The organism is Marinobacter sp. (assembly GCF_046484525.1).
Taxonomy (GTDB): Bacteria; Pseudomonadota; Gammaproteobacteria; order Pseudomonadales; family Oleiphilaceae; genus Marinobacter.
Genome location: NZ_JAWOIS010000021.1, coordinates 12,630 through 29,587, shown reverse-complemented (window position 1 = coordinate 29,587; position 16,958 = coordinate 12,630). Strand labels below are relative to the sequence as shown.

Annotated in this window: 15 protein-coding genes; 7 read left to right on the top strand and 8 right to left on the bottom strand. The window is 57.0% G+C overall.

Annotation, left to right across the window (positions count from 1 at the left end; translation table 11 throughout):
* Positions 1 to 8: 8 nt before the first annotated feature.
* Positions 9 to 1,445: a TrkH family potassium uptake protein gene (locus R6W86_RS04855; protein WP_410328290.1), complete on the bottom strand. Its 1,437-nt coding sequence runs from the start codon at positions 1,443 to 1,445 to the stop codon at positions 9 to 11.
* Positions 1,446 to 1,739: 294 nt separating this feature from the next.
* On the opposite strand from R6W86_RS04855, the gene R6W86_RS04850 reads away from it, so the two are divergent.
* The 5 genes from R6W86_RS04850 (at position 1,740) to R6W86_RS04830 (ending at position 6,719) form a co-directional block, all read left to right on the top strand.
* On the top strand, positions 1,740 to 2,393 hold the full coding sequence (locus R6W86_RS04850; protein WP_410328254.1) for a potassium channel family protein: 654 nt from the start codon (positions 1,740 to 1,742) through the stop codon (positions 2,391 to 2,393).
* On the top strand, positions 2,390 to 3,751 hold the full coding sequence (locus R6W86_RS04845) for a TrkH family potassium uptake protein (RefSeq protein WP_410328253.1): 1,362 nt from the start codon (positions 2,390 to 2,392) through the stop codon (positions 3,749 to 3,751). The genes R6W86_RS04850 and R6W86_RS04845 overlap by 4 nt, the downstream gene beginning before the upstream one ends.
* 7 nt (positions 3,752 to 3,758) lie before the next feature.
* The gene (locus R6W86_RS04840) at positions 3,759 to 5,291 is read left to right on the top strand and encodes a DUF4118 domain-containing protein (RefSeq protein WP_410328252.1); all 1,533 of its coding nucleotides are present in this window, start codon (positions 3,759 to 3,761) and stop codon (positions 5,289 to 5,291) included.
* Positions 5,278 to 5,997 (top strand): response regulator, encoded by a 720-nt coding sequence (locus tag R6W86_RS04835; RefSeq protein ID WP_410328251.1) that lies wholly within the window; start codon positions 5,278 to 5,280, stop codon positions 5,995 to 5,997. Before R6W86_RS04840 ends, R6W86_RS04835 begins: the two co-directional genes overlap by 14 nt.
* 143 nt (positions 5,998 to 6,140) lie before the next feature.
* Positions 6,141 to 6,719, top strand: a complete 579-nt coding sequence (locus R6W86_RS04830) for a DUF3365 domain-containing protein (protein ID WP_410328250.1) — start codon at positions 6,141 to 6,143, stop codon at positions 6,717 to 6,719.
* Positions 6,720 to 6,755: 36 nt separating this feature from the next.
* Here R6W86_RS04830 and R6W86_RS04825 read toward each other — a convergent pair whose 3' ends face one another.
* Positions 6,756 to 7,418, bottom strand: coding sequence for an alpha/beta hydrolase (locus R6W86_RS04825; RefSeq protein ID WP_410328249.1), 663 nt, complete (start codon positions 7,416 to 7,418; stop codon positions 6,756 to 6,758).
* 189 nt (positions 7,419 to 7,607) lie between these two features.
* Here R6W86_RS04825 and R6W86_RS04820 point away from each other — a divergent pair, with 189 nt between their 5' ends.
* Positions 7,608 to 9,104 (top strand): diguanylate cyclase domain-containing protein, encoded by a 1,497-nt coding sequence (locus tag R6W86_RS04820; RefSeq protein WP_410328248.1) that lies wholly within the window; start codon positions 7,608 to 7,610, stop codon positions 9,102 to 9,104.
* Positions 9,105 to 9,110: 6 nt separating this feature from the next.
* Here R6W86_RS04820 and R6W86_RS04815 read toward each other — a convergent pair whose 3' ends face one another.
* Genes R6W86_RS04815 through R6W86_RS04800 form a run of 4 tightly spaced genes read right to left on the bottom strand, consistent with a single transcriptional unit; the run spans position 9,111 to position 14,747 of the window.
* The gene (locus R6W86_RS04815; RefSeq protein WP_410328247.1) at positions 9,111 to 9,719 is read right to left on the bottom strand and encodes a condensin complex protein MksE; all 609 of its coding nucleotides are present in this window, start codon (positions 9,717 to 9,719) and stop codon (positions 9,111 to 9,113) included.
* The gene (locus tag R6W86_RS04810; RefSeq protein ID WP_410328246.1) at positions 9,712 to 11,136 is read right to left on the bottom strand and encodes a hypothetical protein; all 1,425 of its coding nucleotides are present in this window, start codon (positions 11,134 to 11,136) and stop codon (positions 9,712 to 9,714) included. Before R6W86_RS04810 ends, R6W86_RS04815 begins: the two co-directional genes overlap by 8 nt.
* Complete coding sequence (locus R6W86_RS04805; RefSeq protein WP_410328245.1) at positions 11,129 to 14,071, bottom strand: hypothetical protein; 2,943 nt, start codon at positions 14,069 to 14,071, stop codon at positions 11,129 to 11,131. The genes R6W86_RS04810 and R6W86_RS04805 overlap by 8 nt, the downstream gene beginning before the upstream one ends.
* Positions 14,064 to 14,747: a hypothetical protein gene (locus R6W86_RS04800; RefSeq protein WP_410328244.1), complete on the bottom strand. Its 684-nt coding sequence runs from the start codon at positions 14,745 to 14,747 to the stop codon at positions 14,064 to 14,066. The genes R6W86_RS04805 and R6W86_RS04800 overlap by 8 nt, the downstream gene beginning before the upstream one ends.
* A 217-nt stretch (positions 14,748 to 14,964) precedes the next feature.
* On the opposite strand from R6W86_RS04800, the gene R6W86_RS04795 reads away from it, so the two are divergent.
* Positions 14,965 to 15,612, top strand: coding sequence for an MBL fold metallo-hydrolase (locus R6W86_RS04795; protein ID WP_410328243.1), 648 nt, complete (start codon positions 14,965 to 14,967; stop codon positions 15,610 to 15,612).
* Between the two features lie 34 nt (positions 15,613 to 15,646).
* Here R6W86_RS04795 and R6W86_RS04790 read toward each other — a convergent pair whose 3' ends face one another.
* Both R6W86_RS04790 and R6W86_RS04785 read right to left on the bottom strand, forming a co-directional pair.
* Positions 15,647 to 16,270, bottom strand: coding sequence for an L-threonylcarbamoyladenylate synthase (locus tag R6W86_RS04790; RefSeq protein WP_410328242.1), 624 nt, complete (start codon positions 16,268 to 16,270; stop codon positions 15,647 to 15,649).
* Positions 16,267 to 16,623, bottom strand: a complete 357-nt coding sequence (locus R6W86_RS04785; protein WP_410328241.1) for a BolA family protein — start codon at positions 16,621 to 16,623, stop codon at positions 16,267 to 16,269. Before R6W86_RS04785 ends, R6W86_RS04790 begins: the two co-directional genes overlap by 4 nt.
* Between the last annotated feature and the right edge of the window lie 335 nt (positions 16,624 to 16,958).

Below are 16,958 nucleotides of genomic sequence, written 5' to 3'. Positions count from 1 at the left end.
TACTTCTTTCAGCTCCGCCAGAAATGCGGCGAGAACATCACAAACACACTTAACAGCTCCAGACGGCCCAGTAACATGGCTCCCATCAGAACCCATTTGGCGGCGTCGGGAAGTGGCTGGAAATTTCCGGCCGGGCCAATGATTTCGCCAAGCCCGGGGCCTACGTTTGCAAGGGCTGTCGCTGCACCGGTCAGACTGGTCACCAGGTCCAGCCCGAGGGCAGCCAGGATCGCCGCGACAACGGCCAGTGTAGCCAGGAAGATGAAGGAAAAGGCCACGCTGGATGCGACGATCTCGTCACTGATGATCCGGCCGTTATAGTGACGCGCCAACACGGCATTGGGATGGAGCAAGCGTAGAACCTGCTCCCTGAGCAGCAACATCGAGAGCTGAAAACGGAAAATCTTCATGCCGCCGCTGGTGGAACCTGAACATCCACCCACAAAGGTCAGAAAGAAAAATAGAACAACAACGAATGGTCCCCACAGGGAATAATCTTGCGAGGCATACCCAGTGGTAGTAACCACCGATGTCACATTGAAAAGCGCGTGAACAAAAGCATCGACCGGAAAGGTCCCATCCTTTACGACCCGATAAACCGCAATCAGACTTGCCGTTACCAGAAGAAACCGGACAAAAAAGTGAACCTGTCGATCCCTGAGCAACGGCTGGGCGTGACCATTCAACAATCTGACAAACAGGAAGAACGGCACCCCCCCAAGCATCATGAATACTGACGAGGCAAACAGAAGCGAAAGTGCGTCAAACTGGCCCATGGAACTATCAGAGGTTGAATACCCGCCGGTGGATACAGTCGTCAGCGCGTGGTTGACCGCATTGAACAGATCCATGCCAAGTGCCCAGTAAACGAAGATGCAACCGAACGTGAGGGCGAGGTAACTGAACACCAGCCCACGAGCCAGGCGACTGGTGCGGGGTACGGCTTTCTCTGTCCATTCCGAGGATTCAGTGGCGAACAGGCGCATACCACCAATGCGCAGGAACGGCAGGATGGCCACCGCCATACCAATAATTCCGATACCACCCATCCACTGCATGATGGAACGCCATAGCAGGATATCCCCCGGCAAGTCATCAAGCCCCGCCATGATCGTGGATCCGGTGGTGGTAACCCCGGAGATACTCTCAAAGAACGCATCCGTGATAGAAAGCTTCAGATCGCTCATCAGCAATGGGAGGCTGGAAAACAATGGAATGACAATCCAGGCAGAGACCGTGAGAATGAACATCTGACGCTGCTTGAGGGCATGACGTTTTCGACCGGCGCTCAGAAAGCAGATCAGTCCTACCAAAAAGCTGATGCTCGCTGACTTTACGAATGCCATCCAGTCAGGGGTATTGCCGAATATCAGCAGATTGACCGGGAGCGTCATCAAAAAGCTAAGCAGGATCAGGAGAAAACCGAGAATCTGAATAACCGGCATGAGATGTAACAACGGCATAGTCAGTAGCGCACGGCCCTTTGGGAAAGTCGTTTGGCAGTCACATGGCGTGGCTACCAATGCTCCGGTCATGCCGGATTTGATCAGGAGCTAAAGGAAAGCACAAACGATAGAACTTTAGCACACACCAGTGGAAATTTTTACGCTATTTTTACGGGTACAACGGAACCGGATTGTCGGCTTTATGCGACTATTTTGACGCACGCTCACTATCAACCGCAGCGGTCGGGTTGGTTGCCATTTTCTCATTCAGGCTCCTGGAGCATTGTTCTCATCATGGCTGAACAGCAGCAGATCATTGTGATTGGACTTGGGGTGTTCGGTGCGACTATTGCCACCGAACTAACCCGGCTCGGGCACGATGTGCTAGGAATCGATACGGATGCCCAGCGGGTCGACCGGATGGCGGACGAGATAACCCATGCCGTCATTGCCGACGTAACCGATGAATCCAGCCTGGTCGAGCTGAATGCCGGCAGTTACGATGTGGCCGTGGTTGCCATCGGCCGAAACGTCGAAGCCACCATGCTGGCCACCCTTCAGCTACGGGAACTCGGCGTGGCTAAAGTTTGGGCCAAAGCACTAACCAACCAGCATCACCGGATTCTTGAGCGCCTTGGGGCGACACGTATCATTGCCCCTGAATACGAAATGGGCGTTCGCATTTCCCAGGAACTGAACTACCCCATGGTTCACGACTACCTGAGTCTGGATGACGATTATTTTGTGGTGGAATTCCGCGCGACGGACGATCTCGTCGACAAAACCATCGGGGATCTGGTTGGAGAGCTGGATGTTAAACCCCTGGTTGCCAAACGGCACAAGAAGGCACACACATACCCTGATCATACGTGGACTATCCTGGCCGGTGACAGACTGGTTCTCAGTGGCCAGTTGGAGGATCTCAGAAAACTCGTCAACAACCTATGACCGCTCGCCCGTTTGATCTGGTCGGCAAGAGGCCGGAACCCGCCAATCAGCGGCGGATCAACCCTCCGAGACTGTTGCTGCAGAGTTTTCTGGTGCTGATCGGTCTCGGCACGGCACTGCTCAAGCTGCCGTTTGCGACGACGAGCCCGATTACGTGGATGGAGGCGGCTTTTACCGCCACCTCGGCGGTCACTGTAACTGGCCTCGTGGTTGTGGACACCGGTACTCAGTTCACGCTGTTCGGCCAACTGGTGATACTCACATTGATCCAGTTGGGTGGTCTGGGCCTGATGACCTTTGCAGTTCTGACTGCCCTCGCTCTGGGCTTCAAGCTCAAGCTAAAGCATCAACTGGTAGCCCAGGAGGCCTTTAACGACATTTCCCTGCATACCGCCCGCAGAGCCGGTGCGTCGATCGCCGGATTCGCTCTCACCGCCGAACTGATTGGCATTGTGATCCTGAGCAGCTTCTTTGTGCCGGAACTGGGCTGGCCTGAAGGTATTTATCATGCGATTTTCTACACCATTTCGGCATTCAATAATGCCGGGTTCGCGCTGTCACCAGACAGTCTGTCCGGGTATGTCACCCATCCAGGTATCACACTTTCGGTGACCGCCCTGTTCATCGCCGGCGGTCTGGGCTATATCGTGATGATGGAGCTGTTCGAGCACCGCTCCTGGCGTAAGCTTTCGGTCTACGTAAAGATCATTCTCGGGGCTACGCTGCTTCTGAACATCATCGCAACGTTGGCGGTGCTGGCGCTTGAGTTTGGCAACCCGGAGACACTTGGAGCACTGGACAGTTTCACCGACAAACTCCTGGCAGCCTGGTTTCAGGGCACCACGCCCAGAACTGCCGGTTTCAACACCCTCGATATCGGCGCCCTGACGGCAGGCACAAGTGTCTTGATGCTGCTGCTGATGTTTGTTGGCGGAGCGCCCAACTCGACGTCCAGCGGCATCAAGATATCCACGTTCGTCATCCTGCTGGCCGCGACCAGATCCTTCCTGCGGGGCAATCTGAAGGTTTCGTTTTTCAAACGTTCCCTCAGCCAGGAGACAGTCCTCAAGGCACTGGCCACAGCAACTCTCGGCATGGCAATCATCTTCCTGGCGGTATTTTCCCTATCGGCCACCGTTGATGACGAATTTCTGGACATCGCCTTCGAGGCTGTCTCCGCATTCGGGACCGTGGGGCTTTCCAGGGGCACCACCGGCGAACTGGGAACCGTCGGGCAGTGGATCATCATGGCAGTCATGTTGATCGGGCGTCTTGGTCCACTGACCCTCGGGTACACACTGACCGTCCGGAGAAAGTCGCACGTGCAATACGCTACGACCGAGTTCCCTGTGGGATAAACGGCATATGGCCAACCTGAACAACGATTATGCGAGGGGAATCCTGAGTGTTGCCGCAGCGACGGCCATTTCCCTTGCTCTCCAGAATATCCTGCCACTAGGCAACCTTTCCCTGGTGTTCCTGACCGCGGTGCTTTGGGTGGCAGCTCGTACCGGCATACGGCCAGCCCTGTTTACTGCCTTTATCAGCTTCCTCACTTATAACTTCGTCTTCACCGAGCCCCGGCTGACGCTCCACATGACGGACTCGGATGAACTGCTGACAGTCGTGTTTTTCCTGATCACCGCGGTGATCGTCGGAAATCTGGCAGCACGTCTGCGCCAGCAGATCAAGAAACTCCGGGCATCGAATAACCGGACCACCGCTCTGCTGGAATTCACGCGCCGGCTGGCCTCGGCGCCCGATATCGAGACGGTCCAGGCCGAAGCCGTCAGCAATCTGAGTACCCACCTGGCGTTGCCTATCCTGATCATGGGAAAGGACCCGGAGAACGGCACACTTCGAGTGTTGGCGGGTTCCGGAGGCGCAGAGCAACCGATGCCGGAGGATTACCACGCCGCAGAGCACACACTGAAAACCGGCAAGGCCAGTGGCGCGTTCACCAGCATCCACCCCGATCGACCATGGCGCTTTGAGCCGATTGAAGCTGACCGGGCCATTTACGCCGCTTTGGGAGTAAAAGTCCCCACCCTCTCCGCCGAAAATTACCGGGAGCTGTTTATTGATGCGTACACGCACCAGTTGGGCCTGGCCTGGCTAAGGACAGAGTTGGCAGCCCGATTGTCGGCGGCACGAATCGCCGAGGAAACCGAGCGCCTCCGTTCGGCTCTGCTGTCGTCCATTTCCCATGACCTGAGAACGCCCCTCGCGTCAATGATTGGCTCTGCCAGCACCCTGCAATCCATGCTGGATCGGCTGAGCCCGGAAGATCGAAAAAGTCTGCTGGATTCGATCGTGAGCGAGGGCCAAAGGCTCGATCGGTACATCCGCAATCTCCTGGACATGACTAAACTCGGGCATGGCTCACTGAGAATCGAACGGGACTGGATCGCCCTGACCGACCTCCTGTCCTCCGCTCTCCGCAGGACCCGTGGCCTGCTTGAGGGTTTTCACATTGATCGCCGTATTGACGACGACCTGCCCCTGCTTTTCGTTCACCCAGCCCTGATTGAGCAGGCTCTGGTGAACGTGCTGGAAAACGCCACAAAATTCGCACCGGCGCACTCAACCATTCTGATTGCGGCCCGGGCCACCGAAAGCGAACTGATAATCTCCATATCGGACCAGGGGCCAGGCATACCGGAAAGCCAACGGGGCAAGGTATTCGATATGTTTTTCACGGGTGGCCAGGGAGACCGTGGCCCCCATGGCAGCGGTTTGGGACTGGCGATATGTCAGGGAATGGTGGCCGCCCATGGCGGCAGCCTCCGTGCCCTGAGCGGTCCCGGCAATAAAGGGGCCACCATAGAAATCAGCCTGCCCTTGCCCCAAACGCCCTTGCAGCACAATTCCAGGAATCAGGTTCATGACAAGCTTTAACCAGGAGTCGAGGTTGCCCCGGCTATTGATCATTGATGACGAACCCCAGATCCGCCATTTCCTGAGGATCAGCCTGAAAACCGAAGGCTACGACCTGCTCGAGGCGGATAGCGGGAAACAGGGACTCTCTCTCTGTGAAACGGAAAAACCGGATCTTGTCATCCTCGACCTTGGCCTGCCCGATATGGACGGTGCGGATGTCCTGGCTGCCCTGCGAATGTGGTCCACGATCCCCGTGATTATTCTGTCCGTAAGGGATAGAGAACAGGAAAAGGTCAAGGCATTGGACCTCGGCGCGAATGACTATGTCACCAAGCCATTCGGTATCGAGGAGCTTCTTGCCCGGGTCAGAAGCCAGCTTCGTGCCAACGGAAGCCTATCGGCCGGCCTTGAGAAAAACCGGTCTGTGTTTGACGACGGTACGCTGCATATCGACCTGACACTTCGCAAACTGTCCCGCAACGGAGAGCCCCTTCGGCTCACCCCAAAAGAGTTCGCGGTGTTGAGGGCCCTGATGCTCAACGCCGACCACCTGGTTACCCAATCCCAGCTCCTCAGGGAGATCTGGGGGCCTACCCATACCGATGATACCCACTACCTGCGGGTGGTAGTTGGCCGATTGCGGCAGAAACTGGGGGACGACCCGACCGAGCAGCACTATATCCAGACCGAACCGGGAGTGGGTTACCGGTTTGTCGGGAAATGAAGTGTCAACCTGAAAAAGGATTTTCATCACCCTCCTGTTTTCATTCAGTGTAGGACGACAAATCGTCGCACTCCTGCTCTGACTCAAGTTGTGGGCTAAACTCATGTTATATACTTATGCCACATCAACAGGGAGGATACTCAATGGCCCGACAAATTATCACGGCGGCTGCGCTGTTATCGATGCTTTCCGTGCCCGCCCTCGCCGAAACACCGGCGCAACCCACAGATGAGCTGGTTACCGAGGCCCGCGCGAAGGTGAAAGCCTTTGGCGGCTCACTCAAACAGGCCCTCCAGGCGGCCATCAAGGAGGGCGGACTCACCAACGGTATCGGTGTCTGCAACACCGTGGCGCCTGAAATTGCCGCCGATAACAGCAGTGAGGAATGGACCATCAGCCGGACCAGCCTGAAGGTACGTAATCCGGATAACGCTCCAACCGACTGGCAGAAGCTGCAGCTGCTGGCAATGGACAAGCAGCCGGTGAAAAACGGCAAACCGGTGGAAGTGTGGCAGGTGTCGGAGGCATCCGGACAACCGGCGTTCCGGTACATGAGCGCCATTCCGACCCAGAAGCTGTGCCTGGGCTGTCATGGCAAAAACATTGATCCGGACGTAAAAGCCAAACTGGCCGAACTGTATCCGAATGATCAGGCAACCGGCTTTTCCGAGGGTGATCTCAGGGGTGCCTTCGTGGTGACCTATCAGCCAACCACGAAGTAAGGCCAAGGCGCGGGCTGCCGGTTGGCAGCCTCGCCATTAGCTGCCGAGGCAGCGACTGAAGAACCGATCCAGATCCCGGACCTCCTCCAGGCACAGGCTGTGTTCCATAGGGTAACGATGATACTCGGGCTCGAAGCCCAGTTCTTCAAGCATGCCCCGGGCGGCATCGCCCAAGGATTCCGGGACTACCGGGTCATAGCTGCCGTGGCCGACAAACACCGGGATATGGCGATTGGCGTCCGCCAGCCGGATACTGTCAGCGGTGGCAAAGTAAGTGGAGAGCACAAACAGCCCACCCAGTTTTTCGGGATAACTCAGCGCCAGCTCATAGGCCACCGCGCCACCCTGAGAGAAACCGCCAATCAGGATGTTCTCACTGGGAATGCCCTTTTCCAGTTCCTGCTCGATCAGTTGCGCAACCGCATCTGCAGAGGCCTTGAGTTGTGGCACGTCCACTTTCCGGTCGATTTCCATCGCGAGGATGTCATACCAGGCGGGCATCACCATGCCACCATTCACCGTCACCGGCAGCTCGGGCGCGTGGGGAAAAATGAACCGGACAGCCTGATCCCTTGCAAACGCGAGTTCCGGCACCACCGGCTCAAAATCGTGGCCACTGGCGCCCAGGCCGTGCAGCCAGATGACAGCCACACCGGGATCTTCGCCGGTTTCGATTTGCAGGGTCTGCAATGCTTTCATGTTCTCTCCATCGGGTGAATGCTTTGATACCACTCAGGGTAACCGAGGGCTGAGTCTACACGGAAAGTACCCCGCATGGGGGGGGCCAGGCCAACTCTCCATTGGGCCTTTGGCTAACCATCCTTGCAGACTGAAAAATCGGTTATAGTATGTCACTTATTGCAACAGTTTTTCCCGGCACGGCTATCGATGGATATCACTGAACATAAACGCCATATCATCATCACGGCCGTCGTCGCTGTTGTACTCACAGGCATTCTGGTCGCGACCATTGTGGCCACGCCCCTGATCAACCAGATCCACTCCCGGGCCGAACTCTCCGCGGCCAACTTCGCCGATGCCGAGGCCGCCAGCATCTGGGCTGCCTTCGATCAGCATCGCAACCTGGCCGCGCAAACCGCCAGTCGCTCCGAACTGGCCAGAAGACTGGCGCAGTATCGCAACGGCGAAATCACTCGAACGGTCCTGGTGAACTTTACCCGCCCGCGCCTCGCGGACGCAGCAGAAGGCCTGACCAACTTGCAGGCCATCCTTCGTTTTGATGCCGATGGCTCGGAACTGATTCGCATTGGTCCGATGGCAGACCGGTTACCTGCCCGGCTACTCCTGCGGGAGCAACTCGACATAGTGACGTACCCACTGGACAGCGGAGTGACCAGCCCGCCCCTGCTCCAGGTTGCCAGTCCGATCACCTCGGAGCATCAAGTGGTGGGTTTTGACCTTCTGCTGTTCAGCCTGAATTCGCTCCAGAGCCTTTTCGAGGGCCCGGATAATTCACAGATCTGCCTGCTCGACAGCGACCGCACCAAACGAATCACCATTGACCAGACCACAGGTCAGTTTGTCATGACCGCGGCAGACCCGTGCCTGGCGGATCAGCTGAAGGTGCAAACCAGCGAGGACGGGGTGTCCTTCCGGGCCACACTGGAGAATGGCACCCGGGTGATGTCCTTCCTGCGCCCCTTGCCCGGCTATGACTGGGAAGTGCACGTATGGGCAGAAACCAATGAAATCTTTGGCTCGGTTATCCGGGACATTGTTTTCAGTGTCATGGTCACCCTTGCGTTATCCCTTCTGGCTGGTTTGCTGGTGTGGCGATCCCTGAGGCCGGTTCTGCGGAGGATGGCTCAACAGGCATCCGAGCTTGCCAGGTCCAATAGGGAGCTACAACTGGCGCAGCGCCAGATCCGGCGCCAGGCCGACCATGACCTGCTGACCGGCCTGCCAAACCGGGCCGCCCTGCTCAACTCTCTGAGTCAAGCCGTCGATCGCGCCAAAGGCGAAAACAGCCGCTTTGCTCTAATGTTCGTCGATCTGGACCATTTCAAACCGGTCAACGACCGGTACGGCCACCAGGCCGGGGATGAGCTGCTGAAAGTGATCGCAAAACGCCTGGGGGGATGTATTCGGGAGGAAGATGTCGTCGGCCGCCATGGCGGCGATGAGTTCCTGGTGATTACCGCGCCCCTGGCCAACACCGATGATGCCGAAGTGATCGCACAGAAAATCATTGCCGTGACCGCAAAGCCATTCCGGATTGAAGATGACGCGGTGCAGGTGGGCGCCTCCGTGGGCGTGGCCATCTATCCGGACAGCGCCGCCACCGTAACAGAGCTCCTGCAGGCGTCGGATGCCGCCATGTACCGGGCCAAGGCCTCCGGGCGCGGTGGGGTCAGCTTTGCCTGATGCACCTCACCCGTTTTCATACTCCCTCACCAGTTCTGTCAGAAAGTACATGCCCGCGGAACTGAGGAAATAACGGCCGGCCCCGGCCTTGAAGACAAGGTTTCGTTTGTCGAGATAGTCCAGGGCTTCGGCCAGGCCCTTTTCAAAACGGGCTGCACGCAGGATTTCCCTGTATTCCTCATCCGCCTGGAGAGCAATCAGATCATCTTCCTTAAGCCCGGCATCCGGCCGGCCCAGGTAATCGAGGTCCCGGCCGCTGCGGGCAAAATAGCGGCCTATGAGCAGCAAAACCACCTGGACCCGAAATGCATTCTCATCATGTTCTTCACCTTCATCGTCGCTACTTTCTTTCAGGTAGAAGAAGCTGCCGGATTCGTTGAATACCAGCTCACTGCCCAGATGTTCGTAGAGCATTCGAAAGTGCGAGAGATTGTTATACACAAGGTTGTATAGCGGGTTGGCAACCAGTTCGGAACGATTGGCATCCCAAATCTCACGCACGATCACCCGGCCAGCCTGGAATTCCCGGTACACCGCCGCACTCTGCGCCGGCAGAATGGCGTCGAAGCTACTGGTGCCTTCTGTTACCTGTTGCATATCGGTTACATCAGTCATGGATTGTCTCTGTTGATGGTTCCAGCCGCCGTTTCCGGTAAACAAACTGTTCTGGCGGGGTATCACCAGCCTCAACCGGGGCAAGAGTGCGGAACCGGTTGGTTGTCACCACGTGAAATCCCTGTGGGGGCGTGTTCACCAGCCGATTCAGGGCCGCCAGCAAGTCCGGGAACCGATAGCCCTCGATAAAGCCGTCCAGTCGCCCGTGGAGTTCCCGGACAAGATCATGGGTGGGGCGTAATTCCAGGCTCTCCAGCCATTGATAGAGCTGATTTATACGCTGCACATCAACCCTGGCGTCCCGACTGCCACCTTCCAGCTCTTGCAATACCGGCACCTCAGCACTGCGTTTCAGGTCAGCGAGGCGCAGGTCCAGTTCACTGAAAAGCAACTGGTAGTAACTGGGCGAGCCGCCGAACGCGTAGTGCTTCGGCCGGGACTGGGCCCGGAGCCCCATGAGAAAACCTGTGCCACGGGCAAAGTTGCTACCTTCAAGCCATTTGCGGCGCATACTCAGGGTTTCGGTTTCCCCTTTCAGTTCCCGCAACTTGCCGAAGAAGTGCTCCATGGCGTTGTACTGGACCATACCCCGGCGGGTCTTGCGCAGGAAATGCTCGACTTCCTGCGCTACGACCTGGATCGGCTTATAAAGTGCATTGAGACTGATTGAGGAACGAAAAAGCTGGTCTGCCAGGCTATGGTCCCCGTTCTGTTCCAGAAGCCGGACCATGGCTTCGAGTGTTTCGAACAGATTCGTGCCATCAGGCAGGCGGGTATCGGGATTCAGGAAGACCAGCGTGGGTTTAATGTGGCGATCATACAAGGTGACAATCTGCTCAAACAGATTCTGCCGGAACTCCAGGTATTTTTCCGGCACTCGACTTGCGTCGCCCGACATTTCTGCCAGCTGGGCACTGATGGTCTGCATTCGCAACACATTCTGGCGAAGCAGACCGATGAGCTGGCTGACCCGTTCGTTCAGGTCGTCCCGCAACTCGGTGAAGTCCGGATCGGATGGGCTGAAACTGCTGGTTTCGAGCCGGTCCCGCACATCACGGAGCGTCACCAGGTGCCCGCGCAATCGGGCGTCCGTAAGCTCCTGGTAAAGCGACGCGTTGCACGCCCGCATCAGATTGATCAGGGCATCCTGAAACACCAGCCGACGTTCGCCATCGGCCTTGATGATATCGATCACCAATCCGGTCCGGAACAGGTTGTCGGTACTCAGTGCCAGCCGCACCCGTTCCCGATCAGCTCTCGCGAGGGCCTTCGAATAATCCATCACCTCGGAGATCAGATCCGCCTCGCGCACATAACGGGCCTCGAAACGGTCCATGCGTTCAATCAGCCGAAACAGGATCCTCGGATGCTCGAAGAGCAGCCGCGTGGTATCCAGGGTACTGAAGCGCTTACTCATCCGTCGGCTCCAGCAAACTGCTCTGGGACTGATCCACCCAGTGACTCACCGACTCGCCACCGGTAAAACCCTCGGCACCGCCCCAGAACACCAGCGTCCGCTGCGGGCTGTAAGGCCTGGACGTGCGCATCTGTCCCACCTCCAGGTGCCGGCCAACCAGGTAGATCATCTCGGCACTGGCGCTGTGAGTCGCTGCGGAGAACAGATTGAAGCCCTGCTTGCCAAGCCGATCCAGTAATGCCGGCATCTGACTGATATCGACGCTGGCCAGCTCGTCCAACACCAGGGGAAAGGAAAGCCGAACGCCCGGGTAAAGCACCCGCCGTAGCAGACGGTACACCAGCTCCAGATTGATCAACGCCGTGGTGGATGTTGACTGGCCCTTGCGGTCCAGGGTGGTGGCGCTTTCCTTTCTGGTTCGATAGGAAATACCGGTAATGACCCGGTCCATGGTCAGCCGCTTGCTGCCACCCTGCTCGCCAAAGAAGTCCGCCACAAATACCCGCAGCCGGTCATAAAAGGCATCGGACTGAAGCTGGTTACCGTAGGGATCAATGTTGTTGGCTTCCTCCACCAGGTTACGGAATTTCGGATCGGTGTGGATATCCACCCGGATTTCCACCAGGTCATTGATGCGAACACCTTCGAGTTCACGGTTCAGTTGGGCTTCAAACCGCGCAATGTGCTCGTGGTTGGTTTTCAGGGCCTGTCGATAACTGGCAACGGTTTCATTGTGGATACTTATCTGCCCTTCCAGAACCGTCCACCGCTCCGCCAGCGCGGCGAAAAGATCGGACAGACTCTTGAACACACCGCGAATCACCGAAGAAGACGGGCTATCCTTCTGCAGCTCGCCATCTGCGTCTTCATACACTCCCTGATAGACAAACTGGCGCAGGTGATCGAGGATGTTGCGTCGCAGTTCTTCCAGTTCGTCCAGCTGGTTCTGCAGGTCATCAAAGGCGGCGACGGAAACCTGATCCATCGCCAGCGGCTCGTCAGCCGTTGCCGCCTTCAGGTGCTGGAAACGATGCTCCACAGTACCGACACTCCGGTTCAGTTGCGCCAGTTCCTTTTCCCGTTCCTCAATACGCTCCTTCTCATTCCGGGCCTTCGCCACTTTATTCTGGAGAGCCTCCAGCTTTTCCTGCTCCAGACGACCCTGCTCTTCCAGTTTCGCCAACGCCTCTTCAGCCGCCTCCTTTTCCTGTGAGGCGTCCCTGAGCGTCGTGGCAGCGGCAGGATAACGAGCCAGGGTCTCCAGGTCCTTTTCCAGTGCCTTGATTTCCTTTTCTGTACGGGCAATCAGCTGCGGGCGATCCTGTTCCTGGTTGGCGGTATCCGACAGCTCCGCCCGCTCCTTTTCAAGGCCACGCTTCTCGCCCTCAAGTCGCCGGCGTTCGCCGTCGAAATCCTGTTGCCGGGCCGGCTGCGCCGGATACTCGACATCAAACCAGTCAAAACAGGATTCCCTATGCCCGAACAGCCTTGCGAAGGCTGCAATGGTTTTCCTGGTGGATTCGTCAAGATCCCGGCCGGGGCTGGCCATCACCAACTTGGCATCAACTGCACGCAGGGGCGCCGCCACGGACTCATCCAACTGGTTCTGCAGTTGCCACTGCTGTTTGCTTTCCTTCTCGGTCAGGCTGGCCAGCCTGGTCTCCAGCTTTTCGATTTCCCCGGCCAGCCTCGCCAGGCGGATCTCAGCCTGGGCCGCACTTTTCAGCGCATTCAGATGGCCCTTTTTCCGATCCAGCTCTTCCCGGAGCGTTTCACCAATCTCCTGCACGGTCATATCACCATACTGGGAGAGCAGCAGCTCGCCATCCGAGCGGTCCTGCTCCGCTCGCTTCAGATTCCTGTCGGCAGCCCGGATTTCACCCTTGAGACCACTGGCATCCTGATCCAGCTTTTTCAAGTTCTGCATCACATGTTTCAGGGTATCATTCTGCTCGTTGTACCCCCGGACCGCTCTGGTTCGCTGCTCACCTATGTCTCGCAGGGCATTGGCAAGACCGTCCCGGAAAGCGGCAAAATCCTGCTGGCTGCGTAACAGGCTCTGGTAATGTTCGTAATCCCGACCAAGCTTTTCGAACCGGGGACGCTCTTTTTCAATACGATTCAGTTGCGCTTGTTGCTGCTTGAGTTGTTCGTGCCGGTCAAGGAATTGATCGATATTGAAGTCGAACGCGTCGTCAGCAAATTTCTTGTCCGCCTCGATAATGCTGGCCACGGCATTGGCCATAGCCCGGTCATCCGCCTTCATCTCGAACAACAACAGAATCAATGTGCGCAGCGACTGCACACGGCGCTCATCCGATTCCCCAAGTGGCAAAACCGAATATCGCACGGCATCGCCCGTCATCAATTCGCTGTTGTAGAGCATGGATTTGAGCTTGCCCGGATCGTTGGTGAATACCGTTTCCCGGGAAAGCTTTTTCAGCGCATCGGATAACCGACTGAAGGACAACTCCGGCACTGCCTGGCCAATGCCATCAGGATCTTCACCATTCCAGAACAACGGTCGCAGGTGTTCATAAGGCACTGGCACAAAGGCGCGCCCGTAACTCAGTTGGCTGCTGTTCTCCCGGTATAAAATCTGGCAGTGCACTCCGGCGGGATTCTCCGCCTCCATAATCAGAAAGCTGAACTGACTCGGAAAGTAATGCTGGTAACTCTCCTCGTTCGTGTAGAAGCTGCCGGCACTGGCGTTACGGAAAGCAAACTTGTTCCGGCTGTTCTTGAAGTTGTTCTCCGGCAACAGGAAAAGTCGCAGGGAGTTCAGCAGGCTGGACTTGCCCAGGTTACCCGGACCGAGAATCAAGGCGTGGTTATCCACGGGGATCTCCACATAGCAGAAGCCCGCCGAATCCACCAGCACCAGGCGGCGAACACCAAACCTGAACGTGTTTTTACTCTCCTGCTGATCAGTCATCCAGTATCATCTCCTGCTCCATGAATTTTCCAGTCTCCCGAAAGGCGGTTGCCAACGACGAAAAACCCAGATCTTCTGCCAGTTGGATAGCCCGGGTAAATCGCTCGGTGCTCGCAGGGGCCTTGCGAAACTTCGGATGCCAACTCTCCAGATGCCCGGGCTGTACAAAGCTGGCCTTCTCACCAAGGTGGCCTGCCATGGTCGCAAACATCTGCAATCCGCCGGCATCATAATCGAAAGCGCAATAAACCCTCTGGTACCTATTCAGCCAGGCCATGCAGGCCCTTCGAGTAATCCGGTTGCCACTGCCAAGGACCACATCGCAGTTTTCCAGGCCAAGACTGGTATTTTCACAAGCAGATGCAAAGACCAGCATTCTCTGATACTTGAAAAAATTCTCTTCGTTTTCTATGACCATCGCCGAGGATTTTAACGGAAAACCACAGTCTGCCCCTGATTCAGATACCACTACAGTATCGGGACGATCCGAAGCCAGGCCCTCTCGATAAACCAGAAGAAAGCTGTGGCCGGTTCCGTGCCTGTGGGAATCACCCTGCTCCGCCGCATGCGCACGACTGACCGGAGACGCCGAAGATTGTTCAAGCTCTGCGAAGGCCGACGGAGCCAGGATGTGAACAACCCATCCGTTACTGGATACCTTTACGGGCCTGAACATATCCCGGTGCTTCCGACGGATGGCCTCTGGCAATCTGCGAAGGAATGCTTCGTAGTTGATTGGCTGCCCCCGCCGGATCTTCTGAAGATATTGTTTCAACCTGAGCACCTATTGTTTCCGTGAGAAGGTTTGCCCGTTATCTTGAAAACTCGAGCGGCAGCCCGAATACCGTTACCATAACTCGATTATCTATCCCCGACACCATCCGAGAAAAGGTATGTCCCTGAAATACAGAATCATTCCCGTCACGCCGTTCCAGCAAAACTGTTCACTGATCTGGTGCGAGGAAACCCGTAAGGCCGCCGTTGTCGATCCCGGGGGCGATCTGGACCGCATCCTAGCCGCGGTCAGGGAGGAAGGCGTGACGGTGGAAAAGATTCTGTTGACCCACGCCCACATCGACCATGCCGGGGGCACAGCAGAACTGGCGAAGGAATTGGGCTTACCTGTCGAAGGCCCCCACAAGGAAGACAATTTCTGGATCCAGGGCTTGCCCCAGCAGGCGCAGATGTTCGGTTTCCCGGCACCGGAAGTATTTACGCCGGATCGCTGGCTGGACGATGGTGAAGAAGTGACGGTCGGAAAGCAGACCCTGGAAGTGCTGCACTGCCCGGGCCACACACCGGGGCACGTCGTATTCTTCCACCGGGAATCCGGGCTGGCGCTGGTAGGTGATGTACTGTTCCACGGCTCCATTGGCCGCACCGACTTCCCCAAAGGCGATCACAACACCCTGATCCGGTCCATCCGGGAAAAACTATTCCCACTCGGAGACCAGGTCTCTTTCATCCCCGGCCACGGTCCCATGTCCACCTTCGGCCAGGAACGCGCCAGCAACCCGTTCGTTTCCGATCACCGGGGCTGAGAACAGCCCCGTGTTCTGTCTGAAAGGCACCTGATCAGACCTGGAACGGCTCGGGATCACCCTTGCCCACCCGGGTCACCTCCGGCACATCCCCGGTGAAGTTCACCACCGTGGTGGCTTCCATGCCGCAGAAGCCGCCGTCAATAATCAGATCGAGCTCATGGCCCAGAACGTCCCGGATTTCCTCCGGATCGGTCATGGGCTCGGTTTCACCCGGCAGGATCAGCGTACTGCTCATGATGGGTTCACCCAGTTCACCCAGTAGCTCCCGGACAATGGCGTTGTCCGGCACCCGAACCCCGATCGACCGGCGCTTGGGATGCATCAGCCTGCGCGGCACTTCGGTGGTTGCATCGAGAATGAACGTATAGGGCCCGGGTGTGAACGTCTTCAGCAGCCGGTACTGGGTATTATCCACCTTGGCGTAAACGCCGATGTCCGAAAGATCTCGGCACACCAGCGTGAAATTATGCTTGTCATCCAGCTTACGAATCCGCTTGATCCGATCCGCCGCAGGCTTGTCACCGAGATGGCAGCCGATGGCATAAGCCGAATCCGTGGGGTAGACAATCACCCCACCCCGCCGAAGGATCTCCACCGCCTGGTTGATCAGCCGCTTCTGGGGCGTTTCCGGATGAATCTGGAAAAACTGACTCATGAACCTTCTCCCTGGCCGGTTTTCATCGCCATAGCCGGATCGCCCTTAGACCCGCCCATACAGTTCGGTGAATCCGGCGAAGCCTGGCCACTGGCCTCCCACTCCTCCGGCGTATACAGATGCAACGCCAGCGCATGAACCGGCCCTGCCAACTCGTCCGCCAGCACCTTGTAAATGGCCTGATGCCGCTTCACCTTCATCTGCCCCTCAAAATCCGGCGACACCATCGTCACCTTGAAATGGGTCTCCGAATTCGGCGGCACACTGTGCATGTGGCTCTCGTTTTCCACCTGAAGGATGTTTGCATCGAATGCATCCTTAAGTTTTGACTCAATGGCTTGCTGTACTTTCATTACTACCGGGCTCCAACATTTAAATATTGATCTGGCGAATTGCACGGAGTTTAGAGTGGATGTGGGAGAGGAGTTTCCAAAACTGTGTGTTGCCAGGGATGGCAACACCAAGCCCCCAGGGGTGAGCCAAGCGTTTATGAAGCGAAAGCTTCATGCGCAGGCGAACGACTGCAATCTGTGATTGCAGGCCGGACCCGGAGGGGGTTCACGGCGTGTTTTGGAAACTCCTCTCCCACAGCCACTTACTCCACTCCTATCAGTCTACTATACATTTCAACCGTAACCCGAGCCGCTTGACAGCAACCGGCTAACACGCCACATTCCCTCGCCAATCA

What these genes read in the sequence shown, in the direction of transcription:
- R6W86_RS04790 (WP_410328242.1), bottom strand. Translation starts at nt 16,270, where the DNA reads ATGAGTCAGTTTTTCCAGATTCATCCGGAAACGCCCCAGAAGCGGCTG.
- R6W86_RS04830 (WP_410328250.1), top strand. Translation starts at nt 6,141, where the DNA reads ATGGCCCGACAAATTATCACGGCGGCTGCGCTGTTATCGATGCTTTCC.
- R6W86_RS04825 (WP_410328249.1), bottom strand. Translation starts at nt 7,418, where the DNA reads ATGAAAGCATTGCAGACCCTGCAAATCGAAACCGGCGAAGATCCCGGT.
- R6W86_RS04820 (WP_410328248.1), top strand. Translation starts at nt 7,608, where the DNA reads ATGGATATCACTGAACATAAACGCCATATCATCATCACGGCCGTCGTC.
- R6W86_RS04835 (WP_410328251.1), top strand. Translation starts at nt 5,278, where the DNA reads ATGACAAGCTTTAACCAGGAGTCGAGGTTGCCCCGGCTATTGATCATT.
- R6W86_RS04800 (WP_410328244.1), bottom strand. Translation starts at nt 14,747, where the DNA reads ATGTTCAGGCCCGTAAAGGTATCCAGTAACGGATGGGTTGTTCACATC.
- R6W86_RS04810 (WP_410328246.1), bottom strand. Translation starts at nt 11,136, where the DNA reads ATGAGTAAGCGCTTCAGTACCCTGGATACCACGCGGCTGCTCTTCGAG.
- R6W86_RS04815 (WP_410328247.1), bottom strand. Translation starts at nt 9,719, where the DNA reads ATGACTGATGTAACCGATATGCAACAGGTAACAGAAGGCACCAGTAGC.
- R6W86_RS04850 (WP_410328254.1), top strand. Translation starts at nt 1,740, where the DNA reads ATGGCTGAACAGCAGCAGATCATTGTGATTGGACTTGGGGTGTTCGGT.
- R6W86_RS04840 (WP_410328252.1), top strand. Translation starts at nt 3,759, where the DNA reads ATGGCCAACCTGAACAACGATTATGCGAGGGGAATCCTGAGTGTTGCC.
- R6W86_RS04855 (WP_410328290.1), bottom strand. Translation starts at nt 1,445, where the DNA reads ATGCCGGTTATTCAGATTCTCGGTTTTCTCCTGATCCTGCTTAGCTTT.
- R6W86_RS04805 (WP_410328245.1), bottom strand. Translation starts at nt 14,071, where the DNA reads ATGACTGATCAGCAGGAGAGTAAAAACACGTTCAGGTTTGGTGTTCGC.
- R6W86_RS04785 (WP_410328241.1), bottom strand. Translation starts at nt 16,623, where the DNA reads ATGAAAGTACAGCAAGCCATTGAGTCAAAACTTAAGGATGCATTCGAT.
- R6W86_RS04795 (WP_410328243.1), top strand. Translation starts at nt 14,965, where the DNA reads ATGTCCCTGAAATACAGAATCATTCCCGTCACGCCGTTCCAGCAAAAC.
- R6W86_RS04845 (WP_410328253.1), top strand. Translation starts at nt 2,390, where the DNA reads ATGACCGCTCGCCCGTTTGATCTGGTCGGCAAGAGGCCGGAACCCGCC.